We start from the raw sequence: 12,057 nt of genomic DNA on the forward strand, positions 1-12,057 counted from the left end.
TCGGTCATGAGCTCTCCTGTTGAGAACCCCTGGGGTCGTGTCGACACCGAAGGCAATGTTTACGTACGCACGAAAGACGGCGAACGAGTCATCGGCCAGTGGGTCGGCGGCGATCCCGCCGAGGCGATGGTTTTGTATGTACGTCGCTACGAGGGCCTCGAGGCTGAGATCGGACTGCTGGAGAAGCGGCTCGAGGCCGGAACTCTCGCCCCAGACGATGCGGTCAAATCTGCGGACAAACTGCGTACGCAGATCAGCGAGGCACAGGCGGTCGGCGATCTTGACGCTCTGATCACTCGGCTGGATGCGCTTGCTCCCTCGATCGAGAAGCATCGTGAGGAGCGCCGCGCCGCCCGTGCGGAGAAGGCCAAGGAAACCGTCGCGGAGAAGTCGCGGATCGCTGGCGTGGCCGAAACCCTCGCCCAAAGCAACGATTGGCGCGCTGGCGCAGATCAGTTGCGCGCCCTGCTTGATGAGTGGAAGGCGCTCCCCCGAATCGACAAGAAGACCGACGATGCACTTTGGCATCGGTTCTCTTCGGCCCGCACGACATACACGCGCCGGCGCAAGGCCCATTTTGCCGAGCAGTCCACCCAGCGCGATGCTGCACAAGGTGCCAAGCGTGAACTGATTGCCGAGGCCGAGGCCCTGTCATCGTCAACCGAATGGGGACCGACTGCTGGCAAATACCGCGACCTGATGACGCGTTGGAAGAAGGCTGGCTCGGCGCCGCGCGGCGTCGACGACAAGCTTTGGAAGCAGTTCCGCGCAGCGCAGGACGTGTTCTTTGAGGCTCGCGACGCGGCAAATGCTCAGCTCGATGCCGAGTATGAGGTCAATGCCGAACAGAAGTTAGCGATCCTCGTTGACGCCGAAGCACTTCTACCGATCAAGGACGTTGACGCGGCCCGCAAGGCGTGGCACGACATTGCCGATCGTTGGGAAGCAGCTGGCAAGGTTCCGCGTGCGAAGGTCAAAGAATTCGAGGGCCGTATCCGCAAGATCGAAACGGCGATCCGCAATGCCGGCGACGCGTTATGGACCAAAACCAATCCCGAGTTGACCGCCCGTGCCGACGATATGATCGGCAAGTTGCAGAAGGCGATCGACGACACCCAGGCCGAGCTCGATCAGGCCCAGTCAGCAGGCAACACCACGTTGGTCAAGCGGCTCCAAGAGAACCTCGAGTCCCGCCAAGCCTTCCTCGAAATGGCGCAAAAGACTCAGGCCGACTTCTCTTAGCGAGCCCAGTTCCTAGCGAGCCCAGTTCCTAACGAGCCCAGTTCCTAGCTAACTCTGTTCAACTCACGGGTCAGTTCGTGGCGCGTCGAAACGTGATCTGGTCCTTGTTGCTCCATTCAAACGCGCGCGCCGCGCGCAGATCAACAGGCGACCAGCCTTCGCGCGCCAGATCGTTCAATAATTTCTCGCGCGCCGATGCTTTGGGCACGCATTCACGTATTGCGTATTCGTAGATCACTTCAGTCAACGGTTCCAACCCCTCGATAGTCCATCATTATTGGCCATTTTCCAGTCTCTTGGAGGCCCAGAACGGGCACCGTACGGCGATTCGCCCAACGCTAATGCGTCAGACGGTAGACGTCGAAGACGCCTTCGACGGTACGTACTGCGCTAAGAACGTGGCCAAGATGTTTCGGGTCAGCCATCTCAAAGGTGTATTGCGATTTGGCGACCCGGTCGCGGCCGGTGGACAGCGACGCCGACAAAATATTGACGTGCTGATCGGAGATAATCCGGGTGATGTCGCTGAGCAGTCTCGGCCGATCGAGCGCTTCGACCTGGATCGCGACAAGGAACAGACTCTTGGCCGTCGCAGCCCATTGAACCTCGACGATGCGTTCGGGCTGTGACTGGAGTGCCAAGAAGTTGCTGCAGTCATCGCGATGCACCGAAACGCCTGCCGTGCGTGTGACGAACCCATGGACCGCGTCACCGGGCACCGGCGTGCAACAGCGGGCGAGTTTGATCATGACGTCGCCGTCGAGTCCCTCGATGACGATGCCTGCTTCACCGGCACCACCGGAGCGACGTCGGCCAGTACGACTGGGCAGTGTGGTGGCCTCGGCCAGGTCCTCGGCGGCACCATCTCGACCACCGGCGAGGGTGATGACCCGCTCGACGATGTTTTGCGGGCTGAAGGTTCCCTCGCCAACACCGGCATACAGCGCCGTGACATCGGCGGCGTGCAGATCGCGCGCCACCACATCGAGCGTCTCGTGCTTGAACAATCGGTGCAGCGGCAAATTTTCCTTGCGCATCTGCTTGGCAATCAGATCCTTGCCGCGCTCGATTGCCTCGTCACGCCGCTCTTTGGTGAACCATTGGCGGATCTTGTTGCGCGCCCGCGGGCTCTTGACGAACTCAAGCCAGTCACGGCTCGGCGCGGCCGTCGGCGCCTTCGAGGTGAAGATCTCGACAACATCGCCGGTTTCAAGCGCGGATTCAAGCGAGACCAGCCGGCCATTGACGCGCGCGCCGATACAAGCATGACCAACTTCGGTATGAACGGCATAGGCGAAGTCAACCGGTGTCGCTTCGGCCGGCAGTTGGATCAGGTCACCACGCGGCGTGTAGGCATACACCCCCGCGGTATGCATCTCAAACCGCAGCGAGTCCAAGAAATCGCCCGGATCTTCGGTCTCAGACTGCCAATCGAGGAGTTCACGCAGCCAAACCATCTCGCTGCCGTTCCTCCCGGTGGCCCCTGTTCGATGCCCGTTGACGTCGGCGAGCGCGTCCTCTTTGTATTTCCAGTGGGCGGCGACACCGTATTCGGCACGTCGATGCATCGCGTAGGTACGGATCTGCAGCTCGACGGGCTTGCCCTGCGGACCGATCACGGTCGTATGCAGGGATTGGTACATGTTGAATTTGGGAACTGAAATGTAGTCCTTGAAACGTCCAGGAATCGGATTCCAACGGGCATGCAGGACGCCGAGCACGCCATAACAATCGGCGACTGAGTCGACCAGTATGCGCACGCCAACCAGATCGTTGATGTCGGCGAAATCACGGCTGTGGACCAGCATCTTCTGATAAATCGAAAAATAGTGCTTGGGCCGACCGGAGACCTTGGCTTTGATCTTCGTGGGCTTGAGATCGGATTCGACGTCAGCGATGACGCGCTCAAGGAATTCCTCGCGCGACGGCGCCCGATCGGCAACAAGACGAACGATCTCGTCATAGACCTTCGGGTGCAGCGTCGCGAACGACAGATCCTCAAGTTCCCACTTGATCGTGTTCATGCCGAGCCGGTGTGCGAGCGGGGCGAAGATGTCGATCGTCTCGCGGGCGATCCGCTCCTGCTTGTCTTGCCGCAGATAGCGCAGCGTACGCATGTTGTGCAGCCGGTCGGCGAGCTTGATCACGAGCACCCGAATGTCACGACTCATCGCGACAACCATTTTGCGAATCGTCTCGGACTGGGCCTGTGCGCCGTATTTAACCTTGTCGAGTTTGGTCACGCCATCGACAAGTTGAACGACCTCGTCACCAAAGTCCCGACGAAGCTCCTCCAACGTGTAGGGCGTGTCCTCGACGGTGTCGTGCAGCAGCGCAGCGCACAACGTCGGCGCGGTCATACCGAGTTCGGCGAGGATTGAGGCAACCGCGAGTGGGTGGGTGATGTAGGCGTCGCCGCTCTTGCGCTTCTGCCCCTCGTGCATGTGCTCGGCAACTTCGTAGGCATGCTGGATCGACGTGACGTCACCCTTGGGGTGCGTGCGTCGGTAGGTTCGCAGCAGCGGGTCGAGGACTGGGTTGACCGAACTGGTCTTGCCGCCGAAGCGAGCCAGACGTGTGCGGACGCGCGCCGAGGTCGACGCCGACTCGGTGTTCTTCGACTCGGCGGCCTTCGCTGCTGCTTCTACCCGGTCTGCCACGCCCACATCCTTCGCTCACGTCCAATACTAGAGCCAGACGCAACCACCGATGACGCTACAGCGAACTGACGATCGATGCGCCCGTCGCAATCACCATCATGAGGACAACGACAATCGCGACAACGCGGATCTGGTGCTGGTTCATAGGTTCTCCTGAGGATCAGTAAGCGCGCAGCGCGGCGGTGGGTGTGCCGCGCAGAGTTGCGCGGCCGTGCAGGTCGAGAAGTTCGATGACGACGAGGTTACCGGCCACAGTCGAACCGGCCGTCTCGACCAATCGAGTTGCTGCTGCCATCGTCCCACCCGTGGCTAAGACATCATCAACGACCAGCACTCGCGAGCCGGTCGGCAGCGCATCGGTATGCATTTCGATCGACGCTTCCCCATATTCGAGGCCGTAGGTGACGGCATGTGATTCGGCGGGAAGTTTGCCGGCCTTACGGACCGGGATGAAGCCCACACCGAGCGCGATCGCGACCGCAGGGGCGAAGATGAAGCCGCGCGCCTCGATGCCGAGCACCGCGTCCATCGGCCCATCGGTCATGGTCCGACCGATTTCGGCCAGCGCCTCGATGACTTCGCGCAGCGCGGTCGGATCGGCGAGGAGCGGCGTGATATCGCGGAAGGTCACGCCGGGCACCGGCCAGTCCTCGATCGGCCGCACCAGCTTGTCGATCGTTTGCGACAGATCCATCATCGTTGATTCACTCCTGAATAACTGCATTGGTCCGGCTCAGCCGGTGATGTCTAGTTTGCACACGTCTTGTGCATGCTTGGCGATCGATCGGGTGGCGTTGGTGAATTCGGTACTACTGAGTTTGGCGATGGCATCGCCGGGCCCTGCCGGCTCATCGTCGCCTGCACTGAGGTTCTTACGAAGCGATCGTACGGCCGTGTCAACGACCTTCCAGTCATCTGCGACCGCATCGGGGGCTTCTTTCGCGAGCGTATGCGTGCGCGCAAGCGCCTTGTCGAGTTGGGCCGAGTCGCCGGCACCCAACGCCAAGTAGTCGCCGTCGGAGGCAGCCAGGTCAGCGCAATAGGTATTGATCGAGCGGCTACCGCAAGCGGCAGCTGCCGAGCACGCCAAGATCGTGCCGCCCAGTGTCAGGACGAACTTGGTACGTATGTGGGTCACCGTTCGAGACCTTCCACGTCGTGGGGCAGCAGTCCAACAAACCTTGACCCTACTTGGTTCGCTTCGATCTCGTCGTGCGTTTGGGCTGGGTACGTTTGGCCGATCCCGATTGAAGCACCGGCCGCGTGCCGACCTCAGTCTTCACGTTGCCTTCTTCGGCTTCGGCCGCGACCTCGCGTTCGACCAACTTGTTGCGCCGGGCCATGACACGCTTCGCCTGCGCAATCGTCGACGGTTCACGCTCCTTGAGCTGTGAAGCCATTGGAGTCGCAATGAAGATCGACGAATAGGTACCAGCGGCCATACCCACGAACAACGCCAACGCGAGGTCCTTCAGCGGTCCGGTGCCCAGCACCGTGACACCGACGAGCAACAGCGCGGCAACCGGCAGCAGCGCCGTAATCGAGGTGTTAATCGATCGGACCAGTGTCTGATTGATCGCGAGGTTCGAGGACTCGGCGTAGGTGTATTGGCTTGATTTGAGGAAGCCGCGTGTGTTTTCTCTGACCTTGTCGAATACGACGACGGTGTCATAGAGCGAATAGCCCAAAATCGTCAGCAGACCAGTAATCGTGGCTGGGGTGATCTCAAAGCCGGTCCAGGCATACACACCGATGGTGATGATGAGGTCGTGTGCGAGCGCCACGATCGCCGCCAGCGACATACGCCATTCGCGGAAATAGGCCCAGATGAAGATGACGACGAGAACGATGAACACAATGAGTCCGGTGAGCGCTTTGCTTGCTACCTCCTGACCCCAAGTCGGGCCGATCAGATTCTGGCTCACTTCAGTGGCACCGGCTTTTGTCAGAGCGGCGTCAATGATCGACGCATCGTCTTGGCTGAGTGGCTTGGTGTCGATGCGCAGTCGGTTGCTGCCCGAGGTGATGACCTGAGGGTCACTCGCATCCGGGATTCCGGCGTTGGCGACCGCTTTGGTCATGATGTCTACCGTATTGCTATCGGTCTTCTGCACCGTTGCGGTGAATTCCACACCGCCCTTGAACTCGATGCCCATGTTGAAACCACGTGCAAAGAATCCAGCGGTGACCAGGACCAAGATCACTGCGGAGATTGAGTACCAGAGTTTGCGGCGACCGACGAAGTCGATCGAGACGTGCCCCTCATAAAGATCATGGCCAAAATTGCCGAGCTTGCCCATCAGGCCCTACTTCCCGGAGTACGTCCGATTTCGGTGACTTTTCGACCCTGGATACCCAGGTGTGAAGCGTCGAAGCCGGAAAGTTTGTGACCCTGTCCGAAGAACTTGGTCTTGGCCAGCAGCGACACGACGGGTTTGGTGAATAAGAACACCACGAAGACGTCGATGACGGTCGTCAGGCCGAGCGCGAACGCGAAGCCGCGGACCACGCCGATTGCGAAGATGTAGAGCACCAGTGCGGCCAAGAACGACACCGCATCGGCGGCGAGGATTGTGCCGCGGGCGCGGACCCAGCCGGTTTCAACCGCAAGGCGCAATGATTTGCCATCACGAACTTCATCGCGTAATCGTTCGAAGAACACGATAAACGAGTCGGCGGTGATACCGATTGCCACGATCAGGCCAGCGATGCCAGGGAGCGTCAAGGTGAAGCCCATCCCCTTGCCCAGGATCAACACCATGGCATACGTGATGGCGCCGGCTATCGCGAGCGATGCCACGACGACAAGGCCGAGGCCTCGGTAGTACAGCAAGCTATAGACCACCACGAGAAATAGGCCGACGAGACCGGCGATCAGGCCCGCCTGGAGTTGGCTGGCGGCCAGCGAGGGGCCCTCGGCACTCACATTGGCGATCGTGAACGTCAACGGCAGCGAGCCGTATTTCAACGAGTTGGCCAGCGCTTTGGAGGTCTTGATCGTGAAGCCGCCGGAAATCTGTGACTTCCCGTCGGTGAAGTGTCCGTTGGTCGTCGGAGCACTCAACGTTTCACCGTCGAGGACGATCGCGAAGCGGCTTGCCTGCTCGTTGCCACCCTGCTCCTGCTTGTAGAGCGCGTCGGTGATGGTGGAGAAATCTTTCTTGCCCTGTCCCTTAAGCGCGAGTGCGACGACCCATTCATTGTTCTGCTGGTTGAGTACGTTGTCGGCGCTCTTGATCTGGGTGCCAGAGATGACGGTCGGGCTCAGCACCTCTGTTTCACCCGTTTTAGGATCGCAGGTGACCATCGCCTTATTGGCGACGTCGTCAACGGTGGTAAGGCCGGCCTTGGTGCAGGCGAAGCCATTGGCCTGATCCTGCAGAGCCAAGATTGCCTGTTGATATTCCTTCGGCAATGACTTGACGCCTTCGGTTTCGGCGGCGATGTTCTGCTCGAGCGTCAGCTTGCTCCAGTCGACAGCGGCGACGGCCTTCTTAATCTCATCGGGCTTCATTTGCGACTTGGTGTTGTTGCCGACGGCCCACAGCAGCCGGAAGCGGAGCTGGGCGGTCTTGCCAACCTGATCGGCAATCCCCTGCTTCTGTTCGCCGGGGATTTCGATGAGCACTTGATTGTCGCTCTGTGTCGTCACTTCGGCTTCGGAGACACCCGTGCCGTTAACCCGCTGGTCGATGATGTTGCGGGCTTCTTTGAGTTTGGATTTCTGGATCTTGCCGGTGGAATCCTTTGCGAGAAGCGTGATGCGCGTGCCGCCCTGAAGGTCAAGTCCCAATTTGGGCTGCCACGCGCTGTCATCACCCTTCTTTGCCGTCAGATCGGTCAGCGCCACGATGCCGTAGAGCGCGATGATCACTGCAATGAAGATGATGAGGGTCCGCTTCGGATGCGGTACCGCCCTGGTGTTTTTGGGACTTGCCACAGACTCAGTTACCTTCTGGTTGTTCCGGAGCGCCGGCTTCGGCGTCATGGGGATTGATCGGGACTTCAACGCGCGCGATTGCGGCTCGAGCCACCGTGATCGTGGTTCCTGGTGCGATTCTCAGCTCTGCCTTGTCATCAATGACCGAGACAACTTCGCCGTAAATGCCGCTGCCAAGCATGACGTTCGAGCCCACGCCGATCGCGCCTTGAGTCTCTTTGAAAGCCTGCTGACGCTTGCGCATGGGGCGCAGGATCAACAGCCAGAAGACGAGTGCGAGAAGTACCAGTGGTAGGTAAGTATCCCAACTGCCCATCGTGAATTCTCCCGAATTGAAGTGTTTCCGTCGCTGCACGACGAAATCGGCCTCTGGGCCATCGGGTAGTTTATCTCCCCGCTCCACATCCGGTGATTTGACTCACCCTTCGGGGTCGGTTTCTCCGATCGGCAATTGGTCAAAGCCAACCGGGGCGACCAGTCCGAGGTGCCGCCATGCTGCGGCCGTTGCGATCCGGCCACGCGGGGTTCGAGCCAGAAATCCCAATCGTACGAGGAATGGCTCGGCGAGCTCTTCGACCGTTTCGCGTTCCTCGCCGACGGCGACCGCGAGCGTCGAGATGCCGACCGGTCCCCCGCCAAAGCTCTTGCACAGCGCGGTCAGCACGCCGCGATCGAGCCGGTCGAGACCGAGGGCGTCGACTTCATACAGACTGAGCGCGGCATGCGCTGCCGCTTCATTGACCGTGCCGTCAGCGCGGACCTCGGCATAGTCGCGGACCCGACGGAGTAGCCGGTTGGCAATACGTGGCGTGCCGCGCGAGCGCGAAGCGATCTCCAGACCACCGGCATCGGTGATCGCGAGTGACAACAATCCGGCCGAACGGTCAACGATCCGATGCAACTCGGCGGGTTCGTAATATTCCAGCTGCGCGGTGAAGCCGAAACGGTCGCGCAACGGGCTGGGCAGCAGGCCGGCTCGGGTCGTCGCGCCGACCACCGTGAACGGCGGGATCTCCAACGGGATGGCGGTCGCGCCCGGCCCTTTGCCGACGACAACATCGACGCGGAAGTCTTCCATCGCGATGTAAAGAAGTTCTTCGGCAGGTCGGGACATGCGGTGGATTTCGTCGATGAAGAGGACGTCACCCTCATTCATGCCCGACAGGATTGCCGCCAGATCGCCAGCGTGTTGGATCGCCGGGCCGCTGGTGATGCGCAGCGGCGCGGCCATCTGGTGGGCGATGATCATCGCGATCGTCGTCTTGCCGAGTCCGGGCGGCCCCGACAAGAGAACGTGATCGGGTGCCCGACCGCGGGCCTGGGCCGCGTCGAGCATGAGTGCCAACTGTTCGCGTACGCGCTCCTGGCCGATCAGTTCCTCAAGGGTGCGGGGGCGCAGCGCTGCTTCGAAAGCCCGTTCCTCGGAAGCGGCGCCCGCAAAAACACCCTCGAAGTCGAGGTCGCTGTCTGTCCCGTCGTTGCTGGGTTCAGTGTCCATATTCATGCTTTCGACAGCGTACGCAGTGCTTCGCGCAACAGGAAGGAGATGTCCGGCTCGCTCCCGTTCAGGAGGTCGGCAGCGACCGCGTCAACCGCGCCGTCGGCGGCCCGAGCATTCCAACCCAGACCAAGCAAGGCGTCATGGACCTGGCCGCGCCAGGCACCGCGACCGGTCTGCGGCGCAGCGGCGGTGACCGGACCGATGCGGTCTTTGAGTTCGAGGACGATGCGCTCGGCGCCCTTCTTGCCGATGCCCGGGACCGAGGTCAGAGTAGACAGATCGCCGTCAGCGATCGCGGCCCGCAACCGATCCGGGGACAGCACGGCAAGCATTGCCTGCGCGACTTTGGGGCCGACGCCGCTGGCCGTCTGGGCAAGCTCGAACATGTCGCGTTCATCATCGTCAGCGAAACCGAAGATCGTCAGTGAGTCCTCGCGTACGACCATTGAGGTGGCCACCTGTGCTTCGTGGCCGATACGCAGCGTCGCGAGAGTGTTGGGCGCGCACTTGACCTGCATACCGACGCCACCAACGTCGATGACGGCGGCACTGAGGGTGATGGCGGCAACTTTGCCGCGTACGAACGCAATCAACGGATCCCTGCCTTGCCGGTGCCGGCGGCACGTGAACCATGGAGCGCGACCGCCTCAGCCAATCGGTTGGTGGCACCGCCACGCCAAATGTGACAAATCGCGATCGCGAGGGCGTCGGCAGCATCTGCGGGTTTGGGTGCCTCGGTGAGTCGTAACAATCGTGTGACCATCATCGTGACCTGTGCTTTGTCGGCCCGGCCGCTTCCGGTGACCGAGGCCTTGACCTCGCTGGGGGTATGCAGAACCAATGGCAGTCCGTGTTTGGCGGCGATGAACATCACCACGCCGCTGGCCTGGGCGGTGCCCATGACGGTGCGCACGTTGTGTTGGCTGAAGACACGCTCAAGCGCCACAACCTCTGGGTGATGGCGCCGGATCCATTCGTCGAGCTCGGTACCGATCGATAGGAGTCGTTTCTCGACCGCGAGCTCAGGCGGTGTGCGGGCAACGCCGACGTCAAGCATCGTCAATGGTCGGCCGACAGTGCCCTCAACGACACCGAAGCCACAACGCGTCAGGCCAGGGTCGACCCCAAGAACCCGCATGGCACCTCCTCGACGACCACGATGACCAGGCTGTCACCGAACACCTGTTCGAGACTCTAGTCGAGTGCACTGTCAGGCAGAAGCAGACTCGCCGGACGAGTCTCGAGCGCACCGCCCAACTAGTCGGTCGGCTCAGTCGTCGTCTTCGGCCAGTTGCGCCAGCACTTCGTCGGAGACATCGACGTTGGCGAAGACATTTTGTACGTCATCGCAGTCTTCCAGGAAGTCGATCAGTCGGAATACCTTGCCGGCTGCTTCAGCGTCGGCCACAACGGTGACCGACGGGACGAATAAAGCGTCGGCCGAGTCATATTCGATGCCGGCGTCCTGCAGCGCGCTGCGTACGGCCACCAAGTCGGTCGGCTCGCAGACCACTTCGAAGGAACCGTCGAGGTCGTTGACTTGGTCGGCACCGGCGTCGAGAACCGCCATGAGGATGTCATCCTCGGTGAACTCCACGCCGTCGTGCTCGGCGGGCACGATAATGACGCCCTTGCGCGCGAACATGTAGGACACCGAGTTGGGATCGGCCATTGTGCCGCCGTTGCGTGTCATCGCGGTGCGTACTTCCATCGCAGCACGGTTGCGATTGTCGGTCAAACATTCGATCAGGAACGCCACACCGGCGGGGCCGTAGCCCTCATACATGATGGTGATGTAGTCAACACCGTCTGCATCGAGGCCACCGCCGCGCTTGACCGCACGGTTGATGTTGTCGATCGGGACCGAGGACTTTTTGGCTTTTTGGACCGCGTCGAACAGGGTCGGGTTGCCGTCGAGGTCGGGTCCGCCCATTTTGGCGGCAACCTCGATGTTCTTGATCAGTTTGGCGAACATTTTGCCGCGTCGCGAGTCGACGATGGCTTTCTTGTGTTTGGTTGTCGCCCATTTGGAGTGACCGGACATGTGGCCCCCTTCTCGGTAACTGCGGATCTACAAATTCGAACTCGGTGTGTCGTGAACCTATGCCGTCAGGACCATATCGACAAAGTAGCGGTGTATGCGGTCATCATCGCTCACCTCGGGGTGAAATGAGGTGGCGAGCAGGTTGCCCTGTTTGACCGCGACGATCCTACCGCCGGACTCCCCCGCATCAACGGTGGCAAGAACCTCGACGTCGTTGCCGATCGATTCGACCCACGGCGCACGGATGAACACGGCATGTATGGGCGAGTCGAAGCCGTCGAAATCGATATTGCCCTCGAATGAATCCACCTGCCGGCCGAAGGCGTTGCGCCGGACTGTGATGTCGATGCCGCCTAGCGTTTCCTGTCCTTTGGCGCCGTCGTTGATCCGATCGGCCAGCATGATCATGCCGGCGCAGGTGCCAAATACCGGCATACCTTCCTGGATGCGTTCTTGCAGCGGTTCGAAGAGTTCGAAGATCCGGGCGAGTTTATACATCGTCGTCGATTCGCCACCGGGCATGATCAACGCATCGCAGCGCTCAAGCTCTTCGGGCCGGCGTACCGAGATCGCTTCGAGGCCGAGTTTGGCAAGCGCACGGAAGTGTTCACGGACATCGCCTTGAAGCGCGAAGACGCCGACCGTAGGTTGTGGAATCACCTATTGAGTG

Annotated in this window: 13 protein-coding genes; 1 reads left to right on the forward strand and 12 read right to left on the reverse strand. The window is 60.8% G+C overall.

All coding sequences use genetic code 11. The features are described from left to right. Nucleotides 1-6: 6 nt before the first annotated feature. Nucleotides 7-1,242 carry a DUF349 domain-containing protein gene (locus tag AC2YB9_RS10775; RefSeq protein WP_487265345.1) on the forward strand — a complete coding sequence of 412 codons (1,236 nt, stop codon included), beginning with the start codon at nucleotides 7-9 and terminating at the stop codon, nucleotides 1,240-1,242. Nucleotides 1,243-1,312: 70 nt separating this feature from the next. Here AC2YB9_RS10775 and AC2YB9_RS10780 read toward each other — a convergent pair whose 3' ends face one another. From AC2YB9_RS10780 to pdxT, 12 genes are all read right to left on the reverse strand, one after another. Continuing rightward, the gene (locus AC2YB9_RS10780; protein ID WP_487265346.1) at nucleotides 1,313-1,489 is read right to left on the reverse strand and encodes a hypothetical protein; all 177 of its coding nucleotides are present in this window, start codon (nucleotides 1,487-1,489) and stop codon (nucleotides 1,313-1,315) included. 91 nt (nucleotides 1,490-1,580) lie between these two features. Then, on the reverse strand, nucleotides 1,581-3,902 hold the full coding sequence (locus tag AC2YB9_RS10785) for a RelA/SpoT family protein (protein ID WP_487265347.1): 2,322 nt from the start codon (nucleotides 3,900-3,902) through the stop codon (nucleotides 1,581-1,583). A 160-nt stretch (nucleotides 3,903-4,062) separates the two neighbouring features. Continuing rightward, nucleotides 4,063-4,599 (reverse strand): adenine phosphoribosyltransferase, encoded by a 537-nt coding sequence (locus AC2YB9_RS10790; RefSeq protein ID WP_487265348.1) that lies wholly within the window; start codon nucleotides 4,597-4,599, stop codon nucleotides 4,063-4,065. Between the two features lie 36 nt (nucleotides 4,600-4,635). Continuing rightward, nucleotides 4,636-5,040: a hypothetical protein gene (locus AC2YB9_RS10795; protein WP_487265349.1), complete on the reverse strand. Its 405-nt coding sequence runs from the start codon at nucleotides 5,038-5,040 to the stop codon at nucleotides 4,636-4,638. A gap of 49 nt (nucleotides 5,041-5,089) precedes the next feature. Continuing rightward, nucleotides 5,090-6,202, reverse strand: coding sequence for a protein translocase subunit SecF (gene secF, locus AC2YB9_RS10800; protein ID WP_487265350.1), 1,113 nt, complete (start codon nucleotides 6,200-6,202; stop codon nucleotides 5,090-5,092). After that, the gene (gene secD, locus AC2YB9_RS10805; protein WP_487265351.1) at nucleotides 6,202-7,842 is read right to left on the reverse strand and encodes a protein translocase subunit SecD; all 1,641 of its coding nucleotides are present in this window, start codon (nucleotides 7,840-7,842) and stop codon (nucleotides 6,202-6,204) included. The genes secF and secD overlap by 1 nt, the downstream gene beginning before the upstream one ends. Nucleotides 7,843-7,846: 4 nt before the next feature. Further along, nucleotides 7,847-8,158, reverse strand: coding sequence for a preprotein translocase subunit YajC (gene yajC / locus AC2YB9_RS10810; protein ID WP_487265352.1), 312 nt, complete (start codon nucleotides 8,156-8,158; stop codon nucleotides 7,847-7,849). A 102-nt stretch (nucleotides 8,159-8,260) separates the two neighbouring features. After that, nucleotides 8,261-9,340 carry a Holliday junction branch migration DNA helicase RuvB gene (ruvB, locus tag AC2YB9_RS10815; protein ID WP_487268600.1) on the reverse strand — a complete coding sequence of 360 codons (1,080 nt, stop codon included), beginning with the start codon at nucleotides 9,338-9,340 and terminating at the stop codon, nucleotides 8,261-8,263. Between the two features lie 2 nt (nucleotides 9,341-9,342). After that, nucleotides 9,343-9,936 carry a Holliday junction branch migration protein RuvA gene (gene ruvA / locus AC2YB9_RS10820; protein ID WP_487265353.1) on the reverse strand — a complete coding sequence of 198 codons (594 nt, stop codon included), beginning with the start codon at nucleotides 9,934-9,936 and terminating at the stop codon, nucleotides 9,343-9,345. Then, nucleotides 9,933-10,481 carry a crossover junction endodeoxyribonuclease RuvC gene (gene ruvC / locus AC2YB9_RS10825; protein WP_487265354.1) on the reverse strand — a complete coding sequence of 183 codons (549 nt, stop codon included), beginning with the start codon at nucleotides 10,479-10,481 and terminating at the stop codon, nucleotides 9,933-9,935. Before ruvC ends, ruvA begins: the two co-directional genes overlap by 4 nt. Nucleotides 10,482-10,613: 132 nt before the next feature. Continuing rightward, nucleotides 10,614-11,387, reverse strand: a complete 774-nt coding sequence (locus tag AC2YB9_RS10830) for a YebC/PmpR family DNA-binding transcriptional regulator (RefSeq protein WP_487265355.1) — start codon at nucleotides 11,385-11,387, stop codon at nucleotides 10,614-10,616. A gap of 57 nt (nucleotides 11,388-11,444) precedes the next feature. After that, nucleotides 11,445-12,044 (reverse strand): pyridoxal 5'-phosphate synthase glutaminase subunit PdxT, encoded by a 600-nt coding sequence (pdxT, locus tag AC2YB9_RS10835; RefSeq protein ID WP_487268602.1) that lies wholly within the window; start codon nucleotides 12,042-12,044, stop codon nucleotides 11,445-11,447. Nucleotides 12,045-12,057: the final 13 nt, after the last annotated feature.

The organism is Aeromicrobium changchenzhani (assembly GCF_057586615.1).